The organism is Pectobacterium versatile (assembly GCF_020166435.1).
In the GTDB taxonomy this organism is placed as follows: Bacteria; Pseudomonadota; Gammaproteobacteria; order Enterobacterales; family Enterobacteriaceae; genus Pectobacterium; species Pectobacterium versatile.
The window spans coordinates 22,521-44,981 of the sequence record NZ_JAINZP010000001.1; the positions used below are offsets into that span (position 1 = coordinate 22,521).

Annotated in this window: 22 protein-coding genes; 15 read left to right on the forward strand and 7 right to left on the reverse strand. The window is 53.5% G+C overall.

Annotation, left to right across the window (positions count from 1 at the left end; all coding sequences use genetic code 11):
• Positions 1–23 precede the first annotated feature (23 nt).
• The 3 genes from K7X24_RS00095 to K7X24_RS00105 all read right to left on the reverse strand — a co-directional run bounded on the left by K7X24_RS00095 (position 24) and on the right by K7X24_RS00105 (position 2,101).
• The gene (locus K7X24_RS00095) at positions 24–797 is read right to left on the reverse strand and encodes a molecular chaperone (RefSeq protein WP_224552172.1); all 774 of its coding nucleotides are present in this window, start codon (positions 795–797) and stop codon (positions 24–26) included.
• 35 nt (positions 798–832) lie between these two features.
• On the reverse strand, positions 833–1,369 hold the full coding sequence (locus tag K7X24_RS00100; protein ID WP_224552174.1) for a spore coat U domain-containing protein: 537 nt from the start codon (positions 1,367–1,369) through the stop codon (positions 833–835).
• Positions 1,370–1,552: 183 nt separating this feature from the next.
• Complete coding sequence (locus K7X24_RS00105; RefSeq protein ID WP_224552176.1) at positions 1,553–2,101, reverse strand: spore coat U domain-containing protein; 549 nt, start codon at positions 2,099–2,101, stop codon at positions 1,553–1,555.
• Positions 2,102–3,035: 934 nt separating this feature from the next.
• Between K7X24_RS00105 and sixA the strand changes: the two genes are divergently transcribed.
• Positions 3,036–3,518 carry a phosphohistidine phosphatase SixA gene (gene sixA, locus K7X24_RS00110; RefSeq protein WP_224552177.1) on the forward strand — a complete coding sequence of 161 codons (483 nt, stop codon included), beginning with the start codon at positions 3,036–3,038 and terminating at the stop codon, positions 3,516–3,518.
• 88 nt (positions 3,519–3,606) lie between these two features.
• Here the strand turns inward: sixA and smrB are convergent, their stop codons facing one another.
• Positions 3,607–4,149, reverse strand: a complete 543-nt coding sequence (gene smrB / locus K7X24_RS00115; protein ID WP_103160755.1) for an endonuclease SmrB — start codon at positions 4,147–4,149, stop codon at positions 3,607–3,609.
• Positions 4,150–4,320: 171 nt separating this feature from the next.
• Here smrB and prmB point away from each other — a divergent pair, with 171 nt between their 5' ends.
• The 6 genes from prmB to K7X24_RS00145 all read left to right on the forward strand — a co-directional run bounded on the left by prmB (position 4,321) and on the right by K7X24_RS00145 (position 9,001).
• Positions 4,321–5,253: a 50S ribosomal protein L3 N(5)-glutamine methyltransferase gene (prmB, locus tag K7X24_RS00120; RefSeq protein ID WP_224552179.1), complete on the forward strand. Its 933-nt coding sequence runs from the start codon at positions 4,321–4,323 to the stop codon at positions 5,251–5,253.
• A gap of 87 nt (positions 5,254–5,340) precedes the next feature.
• Positions 5,341–6,426, forward strand: coding sequence for a chorismate synthase (aroC, locus tag K7X24_RS00125; RefSeq protein WP_224552181.1), 1,086 nt, complete (start codon positions 5,341–5,343; stop codon positions 6,424–6,426).
• A gap of 6 nt (positions 6,427–6,432) precedes the next feature.
• Positions 6,433–7,278: a penicillin-insensitive murein endopeptidase gene (gene mepA, locus K7X24_RS00130; RefSeq protein ID WP_224552183.1), complete on the forward strand. Its 846-nt coding sequence runs from the start codon at positions 6,433–6,435 to the stop codon at positions 7,276–7,278.
• A gap of 34 nt (positions 7,279–7,312) precedes the next feature.
• Entirely contained in the window at positions 7,313–8,113 is an 801-nt protein-coding gene (locus K7X24_RS00135) for a sulfite exporter TauE/SafE family protein (protein WP_010298556.1), read from the forward strand.
• Positions 8,114–8,137: 24 nt separating this feature from the next.
• Complete coding sequence (locus K7X24_RS00140) at positions 8,138–8,683, forward strand: elongation factor P hydroxylase (protein ID WP_010285076.1); 546 nt, start codon at positions 8,138–8,140, stop codon at positions 8,681–8,683.
• Positions 8,684–8,716: 33 nt separating this feature from the next.
• Positions 8,717–9,001 carry a YfcL family protein gene (locus tag K7X24_RS00145; RefSeq protein ID WP_224552185.1) on the forward strand — a complete coding sequence of 95 codons (285 nt, stop codon included), beginning with the start codon at positions 8,717–8,719 and terminating at the stop codon, positions 8,999–9,001.
• A 68-nt stretch (positions 9,002–9,069) separates the two neighbouring features.
• Here K7X24_RS00145 and mnmC read toward each other — a convergent pair whose 3' ends face one another.
• Positions 9,070–11,097 (reverse strand): bifunctional tRNA (5-methylaminomethyl-2-thiouridine)(34)-methyltransferase MnmD/FAD-dependent 5-carboxymethylaminomethyl-2-thiouridine(34) oxidoreductase MnmC, encoded by a 2,028-nt coding sequence (gene mnmC / locus K7X24_RS00150; RefSeq protein WP_224552186.1) that lies wholly within the window; start codon positions 11,095–11,097, stop codon positions 9,070–9,072.
• Between the two features lie 173 nt (positions 11,098–11,270).
• Between mnmC and fabB the strand changes: the two genes are divergently transcribed.
• Positions 11,271–12,488 (forward strand): beta-ketoacyl-ACP synthase I, encoded by a 1,218-nt coding sequence (gene fabB, locus K7X24_RS00155; RefSeq protein ID WP_039532308.1) that lies wholly within the window; start codon positions 11,271–11,273, stop codon positions 12,486–12,488.
• Positions 12,489–12,606: 118 nt separating this feature from the next.
• Here fabB and flk read toward each other — a convergent pair whose 3' ends face one another.
• Together flk and K7X24_RS00165 are read right to left on the reverse strand one after the other, a co-directional pair.
• Entirely contained in the window at positions 12,607–13,857 is a 1,251-nt protein-coding gene (flk, locus tag K7X24_RS00160; RefSeq protein WP_224552189.1) for a flagella biosynthesis regulator Flk, read from the reverse strand.
• A 103-nt stretch (positions 13,858–13,960) separates the two neighbouring features.
• A complete protein-coding gene (locus tag K7X24_RS00165) occupies positions 13,961–14,932 on the reverse strand; it encodes a DMT family transporter (RefSeq protein WP_103940999.1) in 972 nt (323 codons plus the stop codon).
• Positions 14,933–15,123: 191 nt separating this feature from the next.
• Here K7X24_RS00165 and pdxB point away from each other — a divergent pair, with 191 nt between their 5' ends.
• The 7 genes from pdxB (at position 15,124) to dedD (ending at position 22,382) form a co-directional block, all read left to right on the forward strand.
• Entirely contained in the window at positions 15,124–16,260 is a 1,137-nt protein-coding gene (gene pdxB / locus K7X24_RS00170; protein WP_224552190.1) for a 4-phosphoerythronate dehydrogenase PdxB, read from the forward strand.
• 130 nt (positions 16,261–16,390) lie between these two features.
• Complete coding sequence (locus K7X24_RS00175) at positions 16,391–17,401, forward strand: aspartate-semialdehyde dehydrogenase (RefSeq protein ID WP_224552192.1); 1,011 nt, start codon at positions 16,391–16,393, stop codon at positions 17,399–17,401.
• Positions 17,401–18,252: a tRNA pseudouridine(38-40) synthase TruA gene (gene truA, locus K7X24_RS00180; RefSeq protein ID WP_224552194.1), complete on the forward strand. Its 852-nt coding sequence runs from the start codon at positions 17,401–17,403 to the stop codon at positions 18,250–18,252. Before K7X24_RS00175 ends, truA begins: the two co-directional genes overlap by 1 nt.
• Positions 18,253–18,446: 194 nt before the next feature.
• Positions 18,447–19,109, forward strand: a complete 663-nt coding sequence (locus K7X24_RS00185; RefSeq protein ID WP_010285058.1) for a DedA family protein — start codon at positions 18,447–18,449, stop codon at positions 19,107–19,109.
• A 224-nt stretch (positions 19,110–19,333) separates the two neighbouring features.
• Positions 19,334–20,251 carry an acetyl-CoA carboxylase, carboxyltransferase subunit beta gene (gene accD, locus K7X24_RS00190; protein ID WP_224552196.1) on the forward strand — a complete coding sequence of 306 codons (918 nt, stop codon included), beginning with the start codon at positions 19,334–19,336 and terminating at the stop codon, positions 20,249–20,251.
• A 105-nt stretch (positions 20,252–20,356) separates the two neighbouring features.
• Positions 20,357–21,625, forward strand: coding sequence for a bifunctional tetrahydrofolate synthase/dihydrofolate synthase (gene folC / locus K7X24_RS00195; RefSeq protein WP_224552198.1), 1,269 nt, complete (start codon positions 20,357–20,359; stop codon positions 21,623–21,625).
• The gene (gene dedD, locus K7X24_RS00200; RefSeq protein ID WP_039545286.1) at positions 21,615–22,382 is read left to right on the forward strand and encodes a cell division protein DedD; all 768 of its coding nucleotides are present in this window, start codon (positions 21,615–21,617) and stop codon (positions 22,380–22,382) included. The genes folC and dedD overlap by 11 nt, the downstream gene beginning before the upstream one ends.
• The last annotated feature ends 79 nt before the right edge of the window (positions 22,383–22,461 follow it).

The window sequence follows — 22,461 nt, forward strand, 5'->3', positions numbered from 1 at the left end:
CGACTCTGCCGTTAACCGAACCATCATTCGCGTTTTATCAAAATGGGATCGGTGATATCGATCAGGTTGGTGAAGAGCTGCATCGCCGTACCTGGTGTTGATTCGCCTGCGGGCAGCGGCCAGCGCATCTCCTGCCCCGGTAGCACATAGCCTAAAAAGCCGTCGGTTACCTTTATCCGGCTTCCTTTCCCGCTTTGGTCGGCTGACCAATAGACGTTACTCAGACGGGCATGTACCACACCATGGTTGCGAACATAAAGGTAGTTTTTCCCCCCAATTGCGCCGATTCGCCAACTCAGCACGGGTAGAGTTGGTTCTGCGTTGGCACGTTGTTTACCTGGGCGAATATGCGTCCAGACGCCTGCACCATCAAGGAACAACGGCAGCAGATAGCGCATCTGGAATTGCAGACCCATCTGTGGTGAGTTTTGCTGGTTGGGAGCGGCAATTTCATCAACGATGATGCGATAAGCCTGCTCGGTATTGGCAGACGCGGGGTTGACGCGAATCAGGCGCACCATATTGCGTTTACCCGGTTCCAGCGTCATGAACGGCGGTGTGGCAATCACGTTACTTTGTTCAGCATAACGATCCTGAAAATCGATCTGCTTCCACGACATGATGCGGATTTGCAAGCCGACGGGCGCATTACCCTTGTTTTCCAGCCACAGCGCCGAGCTGCTCTCATCTGACTCAATAACCTGATAGATAGGCCAAACAAGAATAGAGCTGGCGGCAAAGCAATACGAGGCGAAACTGCTTAATAAAAAAACCATTGCCCGAATAAAAAACGTCATTTTCCTTTTCATCCTGTGTTCACCCTGTTTTGTTTTTAATAAGTCAGGCTGACGGTCACGTTATCGGTATAAACCCCTGGGGGAGGCAGAGGCGTGCCGCCAAAATAGCGGGCATAAACGGTGTAGGTCTGGGGTGTGGCCGGAAAAGAGGCGATGTTGAGTGCCAGACCTCCCGTTCCCCATACCTGTGTGCGTGCCGCATCGCGGTAGAGTTGATAAGCCAACAGGCGCGTTCCTGCTGCATTTTTCAGATAACGTTGTGTGCTGTCACCGCCATTAGTGCCGTAGCTCAGTTCAATAACGGCGCTGATGCCTGGCGTACAGGTCGCGATAATTGACCCACCGCCGCTGGTGCTGGCGATATCCACGTTGGTCGCCGTGGCGCTGCGTGTCCCAAAATTCAGCGTACCCATGTTGGGCTGGCTGCTTGCCGTGCTGGTGCCAAAAACACAGCCTTTTTGTATCGTTGCCGTGACATCGAATGTACTGCTCACGGTGAGCGCCATCGCTACCGTAGGGACGATGGCGCTGTGCAGCAGAACTGATAAAAATAATATCGACGGGATACGCATCGCAATACCAGCAGTTACGTGGTTTGGCTGGTAACACGGGAGGCGCACAGAGCCGAGTGGGACGGCGGAGCGCAGGTAGTAAGTACGTCATCGCGTATGAGATGTAGTGACATAACGGCTCCTTTCCTTGTGGATCAGTGACCCTAAAAAGGCCGACAGGCGGGCATGTCGGCCTGTAAAAAATCACCACTCGATCGTTGCAGCGACGGTGTCGGTATAAGCTCCTGCGGTGGGGGCGAGCACGGTCTGGTCTGATGGTTGGATACGCGCATAAATCGGAATCAGCTGTGGGTTGCCGGTTGCAACAATGGCAATGCCAGTGGCGCTAGCGAGCGGAATTTCTGTCGAGCGGGTTGAATCACTGTATAGGCGATAAGGTACGTTGTAGGTTCCTGTACTCGGAGCAAGCCTGCGTAGCGAAGCCGTGGCGTTTGCACCAGCACCTATCTTTAATGTTGCAGGTGTGCCAACAGAGCAACTGACCGTAATTCCGCTGCCCCCAGTGCTGCTAACCTGGCTGTCAATATTTTCCGTCAGGTCTGAATGAGGGCCAAAATCGATGGTTCCCCATTGGGTGCCCGCGCCTCCCCCGTTGTTGACCGTACAGGCCGCATTAATGGTCAGAGATACGGGAATTTGACCAGTAATCGTCACGCTATTGGCGGTGGTGGAGAGGCCAAATGTGGTGAATAGTGTAGCCAGAATAGGTAATGTTATATGCTTAGAATTCATAACGATTCCTTTATATGCATCTCACTTATTTTTATCGAAAGTGTCTTCACGAAAGTACATTGATTTCCATGAAAACTGCTCATTACGAGTAACTATTACAAAAGAAGTCATAACGAGTCGTTTTAGTCAGTACGGATATTTATATGGAATGGGTTAACCGATCGGGAAAATACAGAGGGATTATCCTCTTTCCTGATGGTACGAACCACTGACACAAAAATGCCACACTGCTGAAATATATATCGTTAATACTTTCAGTACTTTCCGTATGGTAAAAGTAACGCTATAAAGGAAACGTGTTGCTAATTTTCTCTTCCGTGGTGATGAGTAATTTCGAGCATATAAAAATAAAAGAAAGATTCTTCGAGTTTTATCCTGAGCTGCATAATTGTCCATAAATAGAAGAGCAATCTAATTTTATTATATGACGCTATATTCCGTATGATTATCTTGTTTATATAAAATGAAGAACAAAAAAACACTATTTAAAATAAAGATAGAAGTAGAGTGTGTGTTTAACAATATTGTAAAATTGATATATGTTAAAATAGTTTGATTTTCTGTTAAAATCATAATAACTAGTATTTTGGGCTGTTTTTTTAATTTAATTAGTTTTTTATTCCAAGTAATTGATTTTTTGCAGTGACTATGATCTTCACCCTAAATTCATGGTTATATATGCTTGAGGAAACACATTCTGTTGTCCTCCTTTAAACCTTTTATTTATCATGGAATTACTACGAGTCAATGGGATCGGGGCGTGTCACCTACCGAAACCGAGTGCCTGGTGAGTTTATCAACGTGAGAAACTCAGGTAACCTACAGTAATAAAACGGTTGATACCCTACATAACTTGAATGGCAGAAAAGCCAGCGTGTATGCGGCATGAAGTATGAAGGATATGCCATATATTTCATTAACATAGCGGTGTAATATGCAAGTGTTGATAATGCGTCATGGTGATGCAGTACTTGATGCAGCGAGCGACGCTGTCCGGCCATTGAGCGACGGCGGTCGTGATGAATCTCGTCAGATGGCGTGTTGGTTGAACGAGCAAAACATCGATATTGAGCGTGTTCTGGTGAGTCCTTATTTACGCGCCCAGCAAACGCTTGACGTGGTGAAAAACGCGTTGCCATTGCCGGAAGAAGCGGATTGCCTGAATGAGCTGACGCCTGGCGGCGATGCCCAGCTTGTCAGCTATTACCTGCAAACTCTGGCGAGAGAAGGCGTGGGGGCGGTTCTGGTTATTTCGCATCTGCCGCTGGTGGGCTATCTGGTTGCCGAATTATGCCAGAATGAAACCGCGCCGATGTTCGCTACCTCTGCTATTGCCTGCGTGAAAGTGGACGTGGAATCCTGTCATGGTGTTCTGCACTGGCAAGTCAGCCCGGCCCAACTGAACGCAAAATCCTGATACGATTAACCCCAATTTCCTGAATTCATACGGTATGAGGCGTGTAATGAACTTACATGCCTCATTGTTTTTTTGAATAAGGGTGAGTTTATTCAAGCGAAGGGGCTTCCAACGCCACCAACACCAGCAGCGCGGCACTCCCACCAAACTCTTTCGGGGCCTGATGAAAAGCCAGCACGTCAGGGTGTTGTGCCAGCCAGAGTGGCGTTTGTTGCTTAAGGATATGTTTGCCGTGCCCGTGCATCACGCAGGCGCAGTAAACGTGCTCCCGCCGACAGGCCGCCAGCAGCGCGCCCAGCTCCTGCTTCGCCTGAAGCTGTGTCAGGCCGTGCAAATCCAGAAACAGCTCCGGTGAATAATCTCCTCGTCGAAGCTTCTTCAATTCATAATGGCTGGCACCCGGGCGGACATAGCGCGTTGGGCCTTCTGCATCCAGCTGTGGCTGAAATTCATCCGAAAAATAAAAACTGGCATCAACCTGCTCCTGCAATACCCGTTTGGCGGGCAATTCGCCTGGTTTTTTGCGCAGCGGTTTGTGGGTATAGGTATCCTGACGCAATTTTTTTGTGCCAGTGATGGACGTGCGAAAAAGCTGCAATTCGTCGTCATTCAGCGAATATTTATTACTCATGTTTCATTCATCTTGCGCCAACATTCGATCAGTTTACCTTGTCTCCCCGCTGTCGCTAAATAAAAGTCTGTATCGGAGCGCGTTCAGTCGGTTATATCTGCTGATTTGTCGCGGGCTTCATGGCAAACTAAGCGCCAATTTGCCATTCAGAACTGTCTGCGGAGGACACCCTTGGACAAAATTTTCGTCGATGAGGCCGTCAGTGAACTTCATACCATTCAGGATATGTTGCGCTGGGCTGTCAGCCGGTTTAACGCAGCCAACGTCTATTACGGTCACGGGACGGATAATCCCTGGGATGAAGCCATACAGCTCGTCTTGCCTAGCCTGTATCTGCCGCTCGATATTCCTGAAGATATGTACACGTCCCGTTTGATCACCAGCGAACGGCAGCGCATTGTTGAACGTGTGATCCGCCGCGTCAATGAGCGTATCCCGGTCGCCTATCTGACCAACAAGGCTTGGTTCTGCGGTCTGGAATTCTACGTGGACGAACGCGTGCTGGTGCCGCGCTCTCCCATCGGTGAGCTGATCAATAATTATTTTGATGAGCAACTGCCAAAAACGCCAAACCATATTCTGGATCTGTGCACGGGCAGCGGCTGTATTGCAATTGCCTGCGCTCAGGCGTTCCCGGAAGCGGAGGTTGATGCGGTCGATATTTCCAGCGATGCGCTGGCGGTAACCGAGCAAAATATTCAGCAGCACGGTCTGGAATACCGCGTGACGCCGATTCGCTCTGACCTGTTCCGCGATTTACCGGCGATTCGCTATGATCTAATCGTGACCAATCCACCGTATGTGGATGAAGAAGATATGTTCGATCTGCCGCAGGAGTTCCGGTTCGAGCCTGAGCTGGGGCTGGCGGCGGGCAACGACGGCCTGGATCTGGTTCGCCGTATTCTGGCTTGTGCGCCAGACTATCTTAGCGACGACGGCGTGCTGATTTGCGAAGTGGGCAACAGCATGGTGCACCTGATCGATCAATATCCAGGCATCCCGTTCACCTGGCTGGAGTTTGATAACGGTGGTGACGGCGTGTTTATGCTAACACAATCACAACTTGTTGATTTAAAAGCGGATTTCAGTGATTGCCGTGATTAATCGGTCATGACGATATTCATTGGTCTTACCGTTGGCGAATCTGGCCGGACGGTAAGGCAGAAACAGAACACATGCGAAGGAGTTGTGATGGCAGGTAACAGTATTGGGCAATTTTTCCGCGTCACTACATTTGGTGAATCCCACGGTATTGCGCTGGGATGTATTGTTGACGGCGTACCGCCGGGGATCCCGCTGACGGAAGCAGATCTGCAACACGATTTGGATCGTCGCCGCCCGGGAACATCCCGCTATACGACGCAGCGCCGTGAACCCGATCAGGTCAAGATTCTGTCCGGCGTTTTTGAAGGCGTGACAACAGGGACCAGCATTGGCCTGTTGATTGAAAACACCGACCAGCGTTCTCAGGATTATGGTGCGATTAAAGATGTCTTTCGCCCCGGCCACGCCGATTACACCTATGAGCAAAAATACGGCCAGCGCGATTACCGTGGCGGTGGCCGCTCTTCCGCGCGTGAAACGGCGATGCGTGTTGCCGCAGGGGCCATTGCGAAGAAGTATCTGCAACAGCAACATGGTGTGAAGGTCCGTGGCTATCTGTCTCAGATTGGCGATGTCACCTGCGAGCTGAAAGATTGGGAACAGGTTGAGCAAAACCCGTTCTTCTGCCCAGATATCGACAAGCTGGAAGCTTTGGATGAACTGATGCGTGCGCTGAAAAAAGAGGGCGACTCCATTGGCGCAAAGGTCAGCGTTGTAGCTGAATCGGTACCTGTCGGATTAGGCGAACCGGTCTTTGATCGTCTGGATGCCGATTTGGCTCACGCATTGATGAGCATCAACGCCGTAAAAGGCGTCGAAATTGGCGATGGCTTTGCGGTTGTCACCAAGCGTGGCAGTGAAAACCGAGACGAAATCACGCCAGACGGTTTCCAAAGCAATCACGCTGGCGGCATTTTAGGCGGGATCAGCAGTGGTCAGAATATTGTTGCGCATCTGGCGTTGAAGCCGACCTCCAGCATTATGGTGCCGGGGAAAACGATCAACCGTCAGGGCGAAGCGACTGAAATGGTCACGCGCGGGCGTCACGATCCGTGTGTGGGTATTCGCGCGGTGCCGATTGCCGAAGCCATGATGGCGATTGTGTTAATGGATCACCTGCTGCGCCAACGTGCACAGTGTGGGGATGTGAACAGTCTGGTTCCTCGCTGGTAAAAAATAATGAAACAAGGGTTAATCGGGGTTCTCGCGCTGGCACTGAGCGCGCCGCTGTTGTCGAACGCCGCATGGGCGAAAACGCCCTGGCAGGAGATAACGCATCCGGTTGCGGGTACGCCGCAGTCAATTGGTAGTTTTTCCAATGGCTGCATCATCGGTGCCCAGCCGCTGCCATTGCAGTCGCTGGATTATCAGGTGATGCGCGTCGATCAGCGCCGCTATTTCGGTCACCCCGATCTTCTGGCGTTTATTCACCGCCTGAGCAACGAGGTTAAGCGCACGACCTCTGGTAATGTGCTGGTGGGGGATATGGGGATGCCGGTCGGTGGACGCTTCAGCAGCGGCCACGCCAGTCACCAATCCGGGTTGGATGTCGACATCTGGCTGCAATTGCCCAGACAGCGCTGGAGCGATCAGCAGTTGCTGAAACCGCAGCCTATCGATTTGGTTAATGCCAGCGGACTTAACGTTAACCCACGTGTCTGGCGACCGGAAATTACCAACCTGATCAAAACCGCTGCGCTGGATAGCGACGTGACGCGCATCTTCGTCAATCCGGCGATTAAAAAACAGCTGTGTGTTGAAGCAGGTCACGATCGTGACTGGCTGCGTAAAGTTCGCCCCTGGTTTGCGCATCGCGCGCATATGCATGTTCGCCTGCGTTGCCCAGCGGACAGCCTTGAGTGTCAGGATCAGGACGAACCACCTGCCGGTGACGGATGCGGTGCCGAGTTAACCAGCTGGTTCCAGCCAAAACAGCCGAGTACCGAAGCCCCAGAAAAAACTACGCCGCCGCCGTTGCCTCCGTCTTGTCAGGCACTGCTCGACAGACATTTTGCTGCGAGATAACGAGTAACTATATGTCGCGAGATAAAAAATAATTATGGACTGGTTAGTGCTTGGGCCAGAAATGCTGGCCGTACTATTTTTTGTCGGGGCGCTGGCAGGGTTTATTGATTCGATTGCGGGCGGGGGCGGGTTATTGACGATCCCTGCCTTGCTGGCGGCGGGGTTATCCCCGGCGCAGGCGCTGGCAACGAATAAACTTCAAGCCGTTGGCGGATCCTTTTCCGCCAGCCTGTATTTCATCCGTCGCCGTGCGGTGAATCTGGGCGAACAGAAACTGGCGATTGCGCTGACGTTTGCCGGCTCGACTTTTGGTGCCTGGCTGATCCAGCAGATCAATGCTGATTTTCTGCGTCAGTTGCTGCCATTACTGATTATTGGTATCGGTCTCTACTTTTTATTAACGCCAAAAATCGGCGATGAAGATCGGCAGCGTCGCCTGTCGCCACTTCCATTTGCGATTGTGGCAGGCAGCTGTGTCGGTTTTTATGACGGTTTCTTCGGCCCCGGTGCGGGGTCGTTTTACGCGCTGGCCTTTGTCACCCTGTATGGCTTCAATTTGGCAAAAGCGACGGCGCATGCCAAAGTCCTGAACTTTACCTCCAATTTCGGCGGGCTGCTGTTTTTCATGCTCAGCGGGAAAGTGGTTTGGGTGGTCGGCGGCGTCATGCTGATCGGGCAGATCCTCGGGGCACGGCTGGGAGCCAAAATGGTGATGACGAAAGGGCAAAAGCTGATTCGTCCTATGCTGGTGCTGGTTTCCGCCGTCATGAGTGGCAAGCTGATTTATGACAGCCACGGGCACGAGATTGCTGTTTGGCTGGGACAGTTTTTATGACAACAAATGATAACAACAGATAACATGACTACGACGCACCACTATCAACAGCTGATTGATATTTTTAATGATTGCTTTGGCGATGAATACAATACCCGTCTGGTAAAAGGCGACGATGAACCGATTTATCTGCCAGCGGATGATGACATTCCGTATCACCGGATTGTGTTTGCCCACGGTTTTTATGCCAGCGCGCTACACGAAATTTCTCACTGGTGCATTGCCGGTGCCCAGCGGCGCTTGCAGGTCGATTTCGGCTACTGGTACTGCCCGGATGGCCGCGATGCCTCGACGCAAAGTCAGTTTGAGGTAGTAGAAATCAAACCGCAGGCCTTCGACTGGCTGTTCTGTGTTGCTGCGGGCTTTCCGTTTAACGTCAGCTGCGACAACCTGAACGGCGACTGCGAACCGGACCGTATTGATTTCCAGCGGCGCGTGCATGCGCAAGTGATGCAGTATCTGGAAGAAGGGATTCCCGCGCGTCCGGCCAGCTTTATTCGTGCATTACAATCGTTTTACAATACGCCACCGCTGACGGCGGCGAGCTTCCCGTATCCAGCCGATCTGTGATGCACGGGAACTGCAAAAATTTGAGGATAAGAAATGATCGCAGAATTTGAAACGCGCATTCTGGCGCTGATTGATGACATGGTAGAGCATGCCAGCGATGACGAACTGTTTGCTGGCGGCTATTTGCGTGGTCATCTGACGGTGTCGGTGGCTGAAGCGGAAGAGAACGGTGAACAGACGCTTGAAGCACTGCATGTGCGCGTTAGCGACAGCATTGATAACGCCATCAAAAACGGCGAACTGTCACCGCCGGATCAGATGCTGGTTAACGGGATGTGGGAACGTCTGTTCCAGCAGGCACAGAATAGTACGCACTGATTTTCATGTGTGCTAATCGTTAATCTGTCAGTGCTGGTTTAGTTGAACCAGCACCGCTTTCTTCCCCATTAATCCTTCGTTACAGGTTTACCTTTCAGCAGTTTCCTTACCCAGAAACGATTTGGGTTGAGTGCGGCGAGCGTATCGCGGTCCAGCGGTAGCGGTTCGCCATACATCTGCGAGGCCAAAATTTCCGCCGCGAGTGGGGCGGAGCACAGGCCGCGTGAGCCTAACGCACCGATGATAAACAGATCCTGCCAATAGGGTGCGCTTGGCACCGTGTCAGCACGGTGTTGAGGATGCAGTCGATCTTCATAGTCTGTCAGCGTTTGTTCATAGTTCGGCACGGCGCCAAGCAGCGGTAGATGGTCGCGCAGTGCGCAGCGGACGCCCTGACGCGCTTGCGCATCGCTAACATCGACCGTTTTCGCCCAGTCTGCGTCGGGCAAACAATTCAGCAGGCGCTGGCGATTTTCTTGCTGCTCGTCTTCCCGATAATCACAGTGTGTTTCACCCCGTAAATAGCTCGCTCCGATGCAGTGCGTTTGATGTTGCGGACTCACTGGCGTCAGATAGCCGTCGTAGCACAAGACCTGTTTGAGCTTCCCCAACACCGGATTGGTCGGAATATGGCTGACCTGCCCGCGCACGGCGTAAGCGGGTAAATGGGATGTCTGTGGCCAGTCGGTAATGTGATGACCATTTGCCAGCACCACGACCGCATGGTTTACCTGCTGGCCTGTGCTCAGGGTGAGTGCCCAGCCGTCGTCCGTTTTCTCCAGTGTGGAAATGGCTGTACTCATCTGTACCGACAGACCGTTTTGCTCTGCCAGCTTCAGTGCAGAAGCTGTCAGCTCTGCCGGGCACAGCCAACCGCCGTCAGGATAAGTGATGCCGTTTACGCTGGGATTCAGGCCGCTCTGATTTTCCAGTTGCTGCGCATCCACGCTGACGACTAGTTCTTCCGGCCATTCCCCTTGCAGAATTTGTTCGATTTTACGCGCACTTTTTTCATCCCAGGCGAGCTGGCTGACGCCGCACCACTGATGCTCAAACTCCAGACCCTGCTGCGCCAGCGCAGTGTAACTGCGGTGAGCAAAGTCAAAGGCGAGAGAGAAAAAGCGGGACACCGCATCGTGCCGATTATTCAGCAGAGGATAAAGCGCCCCCTGACGATTGCCGGATGCGTCCGTGGCAGGCTGTGCTTCCGCGCAGTAGAGCGTGATGTTTGCACCGCGCCGTTGCAGCGCCAGTGCAGTGAGCACGCTGGCAATACCACCGCCGATAATCGCAATATCGTCAGTCGTGCTGGCGGCTGGGCGCGAATACCACGGCGTCGGCGACGTGACGGAAAGCGCATCGGGAAGGATGCCGCTCAGCATTTCGCGTTTCTGCCCGAATCCTTTAATTTTACTGACCTGAAACCCCGCCTGTTGCAGACCGCGACGCACAAAGCCTGCGGCGGTAAAGGTGGCGAACGTGCCTTCTTTACGGCACAAACGTGCCATTGCCTGAAACAGATTATCCGTCCACATGTCTGGGTTTTTGGAAGGCGCGAAGCCGTCCAGAAACCAGGCGTCGACCTGATGGTTCTGCGTATCATCCAGCTCAGGCAGTAAGACGTTAACGTCACCGAACCATAAATCGAGCGTGATAGTACCTTGCGCCAGAATCAGACGATGGCAGCCCGGTAGCGGTAGCGGCCATTGCTCTCGCAATTCATCTGCAAATGCGGCCAGCTCCGGCCACTGTGCGTGTGCGGCAGCCAAATCATGCCGACGCAGGGGGAATTTCTCGAAACTAATGAAATGCAGGTGGCGCAAGGTCGCCTGTGGCTGTTGTTGACGAAAGTCGGCAAATGCTTGCCACAGCGTCAGAAAATTCAGGCCCGTTCCAAAGCCGGTTTCTGCTATCACGCAGGCTGTTCGCGGGTGCGTGGTGAAACGCTCAGGAAACTGATTGCCCTTTAAAAACACATAACGGGTTTCTGCCAACCCATCCTGATTCGAAAAATAGACGTCATCAAACTGTTGCGATACAGGTGTACCCTGAGCGTTCCAACTTAACGACGCGTGTTGGATGGGGAGGTTGGTCACGACAAAAAGCTCATTATTCAAGTGATGATGAGATTCTATCGGGCTGAATATTGTGGCGCAAATTTAGCAATGATTTCGCGATAGTTTGGCTGATCGGACTTGTTCAGCTTACAACTGTACGCTAAAGTGCGAAGCGAAATCCCAAACTCTATAAGTGGAAGAAGAGGTATTACATGAAACGTGCAGTGATTACTGGCCTGGGGATCGTATCAAGCATCGGTAATAACCAGCAGGAAGTTCTGGCATCATTGCGGGAAGGCCGCTCGGGCATTACTTTCTCTCAAGAGCTGAAAGATTCCGGCATGCGTAGTCACGTCTGGGGGAATGTCAAACTGGACACCACTGGCCTCATCGATCGCAAAATTGTGCGTTTTATGAGTGATGCATCGATCTATGCCTACTTATCCATGGAGCAGGCGATTCAAGATTCCGGGCTGTCTGATGAGGTTTATCAGAATAACCCACGCGTTGGCCTGATTGCCGGTTCCGGTGGCTCTGCGCGCTATCAGGTGTTTGGCGCTGACGCCATGCGTAGCCCACGTGGCCTGAAAGCGGTTGGTCCTTACGTTGTGACCAAATCGATGGGTTCTGCGGTGTCCGCCTGTCTGGCAACGCCATTCAAAATTCACGGCGTGAACTATTCCATCAGCTCTGCCTGTGCAACTTCCGCACACTGTATCGGTAACGCGGTTGAGCAAATTCAGATGGGTAAACAGGACATCGTTTTTGCTGGCGGCGGCGAAGAGCTGTGCTGGGAACTGGCCTGTGAATTTGATGCGATGGGCGCGCTGTCCACCAAATACAATGAGACACCAGAAAAAGCGTCCCGTACCTATGACGCTGACCGTGATGGTTTCGTCATTGCTGGCGGCGGCGGTATGGTTGTCGTAGAAGAGCTGGAGCACGCGCTGGCGCGTGGCGCGCACATCTATGCGGAAGTGGTCGGCTATGGCGCGACGTCTGACGGTGCGGATATGGTTGCACCGTCAGGTGAAGGCGCGGTACGTTGCATGAAGATGGCGATGCAGGATATCGATACACCGATCGATTATATCAACACGCACGGCACCTCTACGCCTGTGGGTGATGTGAAAGAACTATGGGCGATTCGCGAAGTTTTCGGCGACAATGTTCCACCGATTTCTGCGACTAAAGCGATGACCGGCCACTCTCTGGGGGCCGCAGGCGTTCAGGAAGCCATCTACACGCTGTTGATGCTGGAACACGGGTTTATTGCGCCGAGCATCAACGTGGAAACGCTGGATGAACGTGCTGAAGGCATGAATGTCATCACTGAAATGACCGAGCGAGAACTGAAAACGGTTATGTCTAACGGTTTCGGGTTCGGTGGCACCAACGCCGCGCTGGTAATGAGAAAACTCGATAAATAATCGGTTTATCATTCGAACACTATTATTCAAATAAATACCAACCCCGCAGGCGCAAGCCGCGGGGTTTTTTTTGGCTCATGGGCATGAGCGATAAGTCTGGTCTTAACAGTGTTGGCGCTTAGATCAATACCCAAAGCAAAAATGCAGCCACGCAGGTGCTGATAATCACTAGGAACATCGGCTTATGGAAAAGGGATTGCCAGCTGAGCGGCAGTGAGGCAATCAGCGGGTTAAACAGTGGATGCAGCAATTGTGACGTTGTGGTCCAGTCCGTTTCCTGTGCGCGCTGAATGCGCTGCGTAAACAGGAACGTCAGCAGATCGCTGACCTGCATCGGCGTCAGCGGAGTTTGTAATCCGATATTGAAGCGATTCTGCGTGTAATCCATCAATAAGTGCTGTTCCTGCGCGGTCATAGGCTGTTGTAGCAAAGCCTGCAACGGGGCGAGGTTCGGGGAAAGCAGCGCGTTCTGTGCCGATAGCGGCTGTGATGACAGATTCGCTGCCGATGATGGATTCGCGTTAGCCGTATTGGTGGTGTTGGTTGTCAGCGGTTCTGACGCTGCGCCTGTCGTGCCTGCATTTGTCGGTGTTCCCTGCGGCGCTGGCGGGGTGGCGCGCAGCAGCGTCTGCGTCTGCTCAACCTGTGCTTGCAGGAACTGCGTGATCAGTGGCAGATGTTTTAACGGGATGGCATCGCCCGGGCTAAGATTCTGCATCATCATCAGATTGTTCAGCACCCTTGCAGGCTGTTCCCCTGTCATGGTCGCTAATCGGGTGACTAACTGATTCAAGCCGCGCTGTTCCGCAGGAGAAAGCGGACGATCGGGCGAGTTGGCGGCTGGAGCGGTTTGCGACGCGGTGGTTGATGCTGTTGACTGCGGAATTTGCCCGTTTTGCAGCAGCGTAACAACCTGCTGTAGCTGCGTTTTATTCAGCGCGCTTAGCGTGGTGCTACCGAACTGTTGCTGGATGAAATTGCTGACCGTCTGACGATTATTTCCCTGAGACAGCATATCGGTCAGACGTTGAAGCAGCTGTTGACGTCCACTGCTATCTTGCGCCTGCGTTAAGCGCGTCTGGAGTATCTGCTCGGCAGGCTGGTAGTGGCGGGACAGCAGTTCATTATTTTCTGCCAGCCCTAATCCCTGTTTTACCGTCGTCCAGACTTCCGCTGCCTTTGACGTGGTCAGCGCGGCAACTTTAAGCACCAGATTTTCTAGCGTCGTGCGCTGCGCCAGCGTCAGCGGTCGATCGCCGTTGGCGGAACCTGCGGCGTTAGCTGATGATGTGGAAGTTGACGATGTGGTGGTCGGCGTAACCGAGCGTTCGCTGGGCAGCGGGGCACCTGGGCCACTTACAGGTTGCATATCGGTTATCCTCACTGCCGTCATGATTGAGATGAATCATAGCAATCTCCTGTGACGGCCGATAGTCATGCGTCGCCTAAAACGGCACTAATCTTATGGAGGCTTATGAGCTACGCGCTAATGGAATGCGCAAACGCTGGGCGAGGATAACGCCGAGTAGTGTGATGCCCCCACCAACCAGATGATAATGGTGCAAAGGCTCGTGCAAAAAGCCAATCGCGATCATCGCCGTAAAGATCGGCGTCAGATTCATAAAGATGGAGGCTTTGCTGGCTCCCAGACGCATAACCCCCTGAATCCACAGAAAAGGTGCAATGATTGAAGCCATGATGCCAGCGAAAATCACCAGCGGCAGATTATCGGCATTGAGCTGTACATTGTCCGTCAGCAGGAAGTTTGGAATCAGTACGACGACGCCAAAGGCAATTTGTACATAGAGCGACACCCAGTTGGGCAACGGGATGCTCCAGCGTTTGGTCAGTACGCCATAGAGCGCATAGGACAACGACGCACAAAACATCATGAATTCACCGGGGCCGATGCCCTGCGCCAGAATCTGTTCTGGGTGTCCCTCACCGATCAGCCAGACAATCCCGACCAGCGACAGCAGGCTACCGAGCACGACGCCCAGTGTGGGGGCCAGACGCAGCAGAGGGATGCTGAGCAGGACGGTGAGTAGCGGGACTAATGACCCCATGATTCCCATCATTACGGCGCTGATCGTGTGTGCCGCGTAATAGGCCAGACTTTGATACAGCACCATACCAAGCAGACCCAGCACGAGCAGTTTCCAAGCGTGTTGACGAATGGCCACTGCATGATGGCGAAGCGTTGGCAGCATGAACGGCGTCATGACGAGGAACGCAAGAAGCCAGCGATAAAACGAGATAGCAGCTGGGTCAATAACGCTCGCGGAAAGCTTGTTGACGATGACGTTAATTGACCAGATCAGGACGGCAATGGTAGGAAATAGGGCGTTCAACGTTGGGTTTCTCATAACAGACCAGACGGAAAACGCACCAATTGCCAGTCTGGTCGATAAAAATGGGGCAAGTGCGGCAATGGCAAACAACATAACAGAGCCATGTGACGACTATCAACCTTGTATGGCGTCGGCTTTCTATGACGGCCATCTTGCCAGATCCTCATTGGGTGTGAACCGATAACGGAAAGATATCGCGTCGTAATTGCCTTGGGTTTCTGCCCCATTCGGTGGCAAAATATCTCCCCGCTTTTTTTGGCTGGCTACCGATGTCGGAGAAGACAATGAAGATTCTGGTTGATGAGAATATGCCATATGCCCGCGAGCTATTTAGCCGTCTGGGGGAAGTGCAGGCCTTGCCGGGACGTCCTTTGCCGCGCGATCTGCTGGCAGACGCGGATGCGTTGATGGTGCGTTCGGTCACGAAGGTGAACGCGGATCTGCTGTCTGGTTCGGCGGTAAAATTTGTCGGCAGCGCGACGGCAGGCACCGATCATGTCGATGACACCTGGCTTAACGCCAACGGGATCGCGTTTTCTGCTGCCCCCGGCTGTAACGCCATCGCGGTAGTGGAGTACGTCTTTTCTTCTTTGCTGATGCTGGCCGAGCGTGATGGCTTTCAACTGCGTGATAAAACCGTAGGGATTGTCGGCGTGGGCAATGTTGGCAGACGTCTGGATGCGCGTCTGAAGGCCTGGGGTGTGAAAACGCTGCTGTGCGATCCGCCGCGTGCCGATCGCTGTGATGCGGGCGATTTCCTGCCGCTCGACACGCTGGTGCGTGATGCTGACATTCTGACGCTGCATACGCCGCTGTATCTCGATGGCCCGTACCGTACTCACCATTTGGTTGATGCTGCCGTACTGAATGCATTTGCGGACGGACGTATTCTGATTAACGCCTGTCGTGGCCCGGTGGTGGACAACGCTGCACTGCTTGAGGCGCTGCAACAGGGTAAAAAACTCAGCGTCATTCTTGACGTATGGGAGCCGGAGCCCGCGTTATCGACCGACTTGCTGGCGCGGGTAGACATCGGCACAGCGCATATTGCTGGTTATACCTTGGAAGGAAAAGCGCGCGGCACCACGCAGGTGTTTGAGGCGTGGAGCGAGTTTATCGGAACCCCGCAGCAGGTGGCGCTTTCGTCGCTTTTGCCTGCGCCAGAGTATGCTGAAGTGACATTGACCGCACCGCTGGATGAGGCGCTGCTAAAACGTCTGGTGCATCTGGTGTATGATGTGCGTCGGGACGATGCGTTGTTGCGCCACGTAGCGCATCAGGAAGGCGAATTCGATCGCCTGCGTAAACATTATCAGGAACGACGCGAATGGTCGTCACTCCATGTTATCTGCGCCGATGCTGACAGCGCAGATTGCCTGAACGCGCTGGGATTCACAGCGTCAGTGCGGGATGCACGTTAACGGTGTTCCTCTGACGACGGTGTTGCGCGAGTATCACACTTTTTTATTCATAAACTGACAGACGGCGTCACTATCGTCTGTCGGTTCCATTCATGATTTGTGTTTCATTCAAAATTTGGGAGAGAACCAAATGTCTGACGGCTGGAATATTGCTCTGCTGGGCGCAACGGGCGCAGTAGGCACGGCGTTACTGGAATTATTGCAGGAACGCGAATTCCCAGTGGGTGAACTGTATCCACTGGCCAGTGAACGTAGCGCGGGTGAAACCATACGTTTTAACGGCAAATCCTGTCTGGTCACCGATGTGGCCGATTTTGACTGGTCACAGGCGCAGCTGGCATTTTTTGTCGCCGGTCAGGATGCCAGCGCCCGCTATGCGGAAGACGCAGGAGACGCGGGCTGTCTGGTTATCGACAGCAGCGGTCTGTTTGCGCTGGAGCCGGATGTCCCGCTGGTCGTACCCGGCGTGAATACACATACGCTGGCAGATTATCGTAACCGCAATATTGTCGCGGTGGCCGACAGCCTGACCAGCCAACTGCTGACGGTGATTAAGCCGTTGACTGATGCGGCTGGGCTCTCGCGTCTGCATGTCGTCAATATGTTGTCGGTTTCCGCGCTCGGTAAAGCGGCGATAGACGATCTGGCGGGACAAAGTGCGCGTCTGCTGAATGGTGTTCCGCCTGAGGCCGGGCTTTTCCCGAAACAGCTGGCATTCAATCTGTTGCCTTTACTGCCTGATGATGCAGGCAGCGTGCGTGAAGAGCGCGTTCTGGTCGATCAGGTGCGTAAAGTCTTGCAGGATGACGGATTGCCGATTTCAGTGACCTGCATTCAGTCCCCTGTGTTCTATGGTCATGCGCAGGTTGTTCATCTTGAATCACTGCGTCCGCTGTCTGCGGAAGAAGCGCGTGATGAACTGCTCAATGCCGGGAATATTGAGGTAAGCGACGAGCAGGATTACCCGACGCAGGTTGGCGATGCGTCCGGCAATGGGCAACTGAGCGTCGGCTGTCTGCGTAATGATTACGGTATTCCTGAGCTACTGCAATTCTGGTCGGTTGCCGATAACGCTCGCTTTGGCGGCGCGCTGATGGCGGTGGAAACGGCAGAATGTCTGGTGCAGGAGTATCTCGGGTAATGTCGGAAACCACTCAGGCGGAGGCGACTCAGGCCGATGCCGCTGCGGAAAACGAACGCGCCCCGCTGAAAATTGCGCTCGGCATTGAGTACGACGGTAGCCTCTATTATGGCTGGCAGCGCCAGATTGATGTCGCTAGCGTGCAGGCCTGTCTTGAAAAGGCGCTGAGCAAAGTCGCGGATGAACCGATAGAGGTGTTTTGCGCCGGGCGAACCGATGCTGGCGTTCACGGCACCGGGCAGGTTGTGCATTTTACCACGCATGCGATCCGAAAAGATGCCGCGTGGACGATGGGCGTGAATGCAAATTTACCGCCAGATATCGCGGTGCGCTGGGTGAAAACGGTGGATGAGGATTTCCATGCGCGTTTCAGCGCGACGGCACGTCGCTACCGCTATGTCATCTACAATCACCGCTATCGTCCTGCTGTGCTTTCGCGTGGTATGACGCACTTTTATCACCCGTTAGACGTGGGAAGCATGGAACGTGCCGGGCAATGCCTGTTGGGGGAGAATGATTTCACCTCTTTTCGGGCGGTGCAGTGCCAGTCGCGCACGCCGTGGCGCTATGTAAATCATTTAAAGGTTACACGTCACGGTGACTATATCGTGGTAGATATTAAGGCCAATGCGTTCGTTCATCATATGGTGCGTAATATTGTTGGCAGCCTGATGGACGTCGGCTGTGGCAATCGCCCCGAGTCGTGGATTGCAGAGCTGCTGGCGGCCAAAGATCGTACGCTGGCTGGCGCAACGGCCAGAGCCGAAGGGCTGTATTTGGTGGCGGTAGATTATCCCGCGCGTTTTGCTTTGCCGCAGCCTACGATGGGGCCGCTCTTTTTAGCCGATTGACGTTTTTGTTGTAACGAGTGCGCCTTTTACCTGTTGCACGCTGCCAGATGGCCGTAGGCCAAAAGGCAGGGTGCGATGCGTATTAAAGACGAGGCTATTCAGCGTGCTATACGCAAGGCAACACGGATAGTGCGGCTGCTTTGCGTATATCGACCGCGTGCGTTCGATAGACACTTTGGGGAGAAGAAGTTGTGATGGAGTTTATACAGTTTATTATTGATTTTATTCTGCACATTGACGTTCACCTGGCGGAACTGGTGGCGCAATATGGTGTCTGGGTTTATGCCATTTTGTTCCTGATTCTGTTCTGTGAGACTGGACTGGTGGTGACACCGTTTCTGCCGGGAGATTCGCTGCTGTTTGTCGCAGGGGCGCTGGCGGCGCTGCCGTCGAACGATCTGAATGTGCACACGATGGTGTTCCTGATGATCGTGGCCGCGATTACGGGCGATGCGGTGAACTACACTATTGGACGACTGTTCGGTGAGAAGCTGTTTAGCAACCCGAACTCAAAGATTTTCCGCCGCAGCTATCTGGATAAAACGCATGCGTTTTACGCACGTCACGGTGGCAAGACGATAATTCTGGCGCGCTTTGTCCCGATTGTGAGAACATTTGCGCCGTTTGTCGCTGGGATGGGGCACATGAGCTATCGGCATTTTGCAGCCTATAATGTCATTGGTGCGCTGCTGTGGGTGTTGTCATTCACCTATGCGGGCTATCTGTTTGGCGATTTGCCGGTAGTGCAGGAAAATCTGAAATTACTGATTGTCGCGATTATTTTTCTCTCTATCCTGCCGGGCATTATTGAGATTGCCCGTCACCGTAGAGCGGCTTCGCGCGGCAATGTAAAATAAGTGAAGTATTTTAACATCCGGTTTGACCAGTTTTTTATCCACAGTACCGGAACGTTATGGTTTAATGGGCAGCATTTATGGTCTGTTCTTGGGAACACCCTTGGTGCCGATGCCTTTGTACCGCGATTGTCGTGCGTCTCAGGCATTTTTTCATTGGCAATGTTGTCAGGGAATAACATGAACAGCGGACTGGCATTTGCCAGGTTCAAGCAGAAAGGTTATCAATGAGCTGGATTGAACGAATTCTTAACAAAAGCAATATTACACCGACCCGCAAAGCGAACATCCCTGAAGGGGTCTGGACAAAATGTGATAGCTGCGGTCAGGTTCTTTATCGTGCTGAGTTGGAGCGCAATCTGGGTGTCTGCCCGAAGTGCGATCACCATATGCGCCTTTCCGCGCGCGCCCGTCTACAGGCTTTTCTGGATAAAGAAAACACTGTCGAGTTGGGAAGCGAACTGGAACCGAAGGATGTCCTGAAATTCCGGGATTCCAAAAAATATAAAGATCGTCTGATTTCTGCACAGAAACAGTCCGATGAGAAAGATGCGCTGGTCGTGATGAAAGGCACACTGTACGGCATGCCGATTGTCGTCGCGTCATTTGAGTTCTCTTTCATGGGCGGTTCAATGGCGTCTGTTGTGGGTGCGCGCTTTGTGCGTGCCGTTGAGCAGTCGTTGGAAGACGGTTGTCCGCTGGTGTGCTTCTCCGCCAGTGGCGGTGCGCGTATGCAGGAAGCGCTGATGTCGCTGATGCAAATGGCGAAAACCAGTGCCGCATTGGCCAAAATGCGCGATCGTGGCTTGCCTTACATTTCAGTACTGACCGATCCGACTATGGGCGGTGTTTCCGCGAGTCTGGCGATGCTGGGCGACCTGAACATTGCCGAGCCGAAAGCGCTGATCGGTTTTGCCGGCCCACGCGTTATCGAACAAACCGTGCGTGAAAAACTGCCGCCGGGCTTCCAGCGCAGTGAATTCCTGATTGAGAAAGGGGCGATCGATATGATCGTTCGTCGTCCGGAAATGCGCTACAAGCTGGCCACTATTCTTGCCAAACTGACGAACCATCCAGAACCGGGCAACGATGACGTGGAAATCCGCAGCGATGCGCCGTCTGAATCATCACAGGATGACGCATAATTGACATGATGGGCAGGACGTGTGGTACTCGACCACGTCGTTCTCGACCGAGTAGCAATACGCACGCTCTGCCCGCAATGAACCGTAAGCTAGTGAACGGGACTCATGGATACTCTTCAAATACCTCAAGCCACGTCACCTTTGGTCACGTGGCTTCATTATCTTGAGCACCTGCACGCTCAGGCCATTGATTTAGGTCTGGATCGCGTTAAGCAGGTTGCCGAACATCTCCAACTGCTCCAGCCTGCCACCACGGTTTTCACCGTCGCGGGGACAAACGGCAAAGGAACGACCTGCTGTACGCTGGAGTCCATTCTGTTAGCCGCCGGGCTGCGGGTGGGTGTGTACAGTTCTCCCCACCTTGTTCGCTATACCGAGCGAGTGCGTATTCAGGGCAAAGAATTGCCTGAAGCGCTGCATACTCAAGCGTTTGCGGATATCGAAGCAGGGAGAGGGGCGGTATCGCTCACCTATTTTGAATTCGGTACGCTGTCGGCGCTGCAACTCTTCAAGCAGGCGAATCTGGATGTCGTCATTCTGGAAGTCGGGCTAGGCGGGCGGTTGGATGCCACCAATATTGTGGATGCGGATGTATCCGTGGTAACCAGCATCGCGATCGACCATACCGATTGGTTAGGTAACGATCGGGAAAGCATTGGCCGCGAGAAAGCCGGGATATTTCGGCAGGGGAGACCAGCCGTTGTTGGCGAGCCGGATATGCCAGAAACGATTGCCGACGTTGCCGTTGAGAAAGGCGCGCAACTGCGCCGCCGTGGTCGCGACTGGGAATATTCAATGCAGCGCGAGACGTGGAGCTGGCAGGATAAACAGCGCGAGCTATCACGATTGCCGTTACCCAACGTTCCGTTAGCCAATGCCGCTACGGCACTGGCTGCATTGCACTATTCTTCACTCAACGTGAGTGAAGAGGCGATTCGACAAGGCTTGCAGCACGCAGTATTACCCGGTCGTTTTCAGACCGTGCAGGCGTCACCGCGATTGATTCTTGATGTTGCGCACAACCCTCATGCGGCGGCGTATTTGGCAAACCGTTTGGTCGGGCTGCCGAAAACCGGAAAAGTGCGGGCTGTCGTCGGCATGCTGTCGGATAAAGACATCGCCGGTACGCTGGCCCACTTAACACCCGTGGTGGATGAGTGGTATTGCGCACCGCTGGAAGGGCCGCGTGGCGCAACGGCTCAGCAGATTGCTGAGCACCTGACGCGCAGCCAATCGTTCCCCGATGTCGTTACCGCCTGGCAGCAGGCGATGTCCGAGGCGACGGAGCAGGATATCGTCATTGTGTGTGGATCTTTTCATACGGTAGCGCATGTGATGGAAGCGCTGGATGAGGAGAAGGCGAATGGCGAGTAAATTTCAGAATCGGCTGGTCGGTACGGTTATTCTGGTCGCGCTGGGCGTGATCGTCTTACCCGGCCTTCTGGACGGCAAGAAAAAGCACTACGAAGACGAGTTTGCATCGATTCCGCTGATCCCCAAACCGGGTGACAGCAATGAGATGGAAGCGCTGCCTGCGCTGAACCCGTCCTTGCCGAGTCAGCCGCCGGAAGGGGCGGAAGCGGCGATGCAAAACAACGCTGAAGCCGAAGCGAGATCATCCACATCATCTACAACTACAGCACCTGAAACCACGACGCAGGCGCCGCCATCGTCCCATTCTGGCACGAATACGCCAGCCATGACGGCACCGCCAGTGGTGGTTGAGCGTCCGCCGGTTCAGACGCCCGCGCCGGTGACGCCGAAGCCTCAGCCAAAACCTGAGGTGAAGCCAGAAGTGAAACCAGAGGTGAAACCTAAGCCAGAGCCTAAACCGGAACCCAAACCGGAAGTGAAGCCTGAAACGCAGCCGACGCAGCAAGCGCCTGTCGGACAGGCCTATATTGTGCAGCTTGGTGCGCTGAAAAACGCGGATAAGGTGAACGAGATTGTCGCTAAGCTTCGTCTCTCTGGCTACCGCGCGTATACCGTGCCATCAACGCCGGTTTCAGGCGAAATCACCCGTATTTACGTGGGACCGGATGCCTCGAAGCAGAAGCTGGAGTCTTCACTGGGCGAGCTGAAACAGCTCAGTGGGCTAAGCGGTCAGGTGCGAGCACATTCCGTTCGTTGAGGTCGTCGAGCGTGATGATTACGTGATGGATGGTTCGCAGTTGGCCACGTAAAGCAGTCGAGCACGTAAATAAGCAAAA

Bases quoted from the DNA above. Each gene is read 5' to 3' on its own strand.
- K7X24_RS00095 (WP_224552172.1), bottom strand. From the start codon at position 797: ATGACGTTTTTTATTCGGGCAATGGTTTTTTTATTAAGCAGTTTCGCC.
- K7X24_RS00100 (WP_224552174.1), bottom strand. From the start codon at position 1,369: ATGCGTATCCCGTCGATATTATTTTTATCAGTTCTGCTGCACAGCGCC.
- K7X24_RS00105 (WP_224552176.1), bottom strand. From the start codon at position 2,101: ATGAATTCTAAGCATATAACATTACCTATTCTGGCTACACTATTCACC.
- sixA (WP_224552177.1), top strand. From the start codon at position 3,036: ATGCAAGTGTTGATAATGCGTCATGGTGATGCAGTACTTGATGCAGCG.
- smrB (WP_103160755.1), bottom strand. From the start codon at position 4,149: ATGAGTAATAAATATTCGCTGAATGACGACGAATTGCAGCTTTTTCGC.
- aroC (WP_224552181.1), top strand. From the start codon at position 5,341: ATGGCAGGTAACAGTATTGGGCAATTTTTCCGCGTCACTACATTTGGT.
- mepA (WP_224552183.1), top strand. From the start codon at position 6,433: ATGAAACAAGGGTTAATCGGGGTTCTCGCGCTGGCACTGAGCGCGCCG.
- K7X24_RS00135 (WP_010298556.1), top strand. From the start codon at position 7,313: ATGGACTGGTTAGTGCTTGGGCCAGAAATGCTGGCCGTACTATTTTTT.
- K7X24_RS00140 (WP_010285076.1), top strand. From the start codon at position 8,138: ATGACTACGACGCACCACTATCAACAGCTGATTGATATTTTTAATGAT.
- K7X24_RS00145 (WP_224552185.1), top strand. From the start codon at position 8,717: ATGATCGCAGAATTTGAAACGCGCATTCTGGCGCTGATTGATGACATG.
- fabB (WP_039532308.1), top strand. From the start codon at position 11,271: ATGAAACGTGCAGTGATTACTGGCCTGGGGATCGTATCAAGCATCGGT.
- flk (WP_224552189.1), bottom strand. From the start codon at position 13,857: ATGCAACCTGTAAGTGGCCCAGGTGCCCCGCTGCCCAGCGAACGCTCG.
- K7X24_RS00165 (WP_103940999.1), bottom strand. From the start codon at position 14,932: ATGTTGTTTGCCATTGCCGCACTTGCCCCATTTTTATCGACCAGACTG.
- pdxB (WP_224552190.1), top strand. From the start codon at position 15,124: ATGAAGATTCTGGTTGATGAGAATATGCCATATGCCCGCGAGCTATTT.
- K7X24_RS00175 (WP_224552192.1), top strand. From the start codon at position 16,391: ATGTCTGACGGCTGGAATATTGCTCTGCTGGGCGCAACGGGCGCAGTA.
- truA (WP_224552194.1), top strand. From the start codon at position 17,401: ATGTCGGAAACCACTCAGGCGGAGGCGACTCAGGCCGATGCCGCTGCG.
- K7X24_RS00185 (WP_010285058.1), top strand. From the start codon at position 18,447: ATGGAGTTTATACAGTTTATTATTGATTTTATTCTGCACATTGACGTT.
- accD (WP_224552196.1), top strand. From the start codon at position 19,334: ATGAGCTGGATTGAACGAATTCTTAACAAAAGCAATATTACACCGACC.
- folC (WP_224552198.1), top strand. From the start codon at position 20,357: ATGGATACTCTTCAAATACCTCAAGCCACGTCACCTTTGGTCACGTGG.
- dedD (WP_039545286.1), top strand. From the start codon at position 21,615: ATGGCGAGTAAATTTCAGAATCGGCTGGTCGGTACGGTTATTCTGGTC.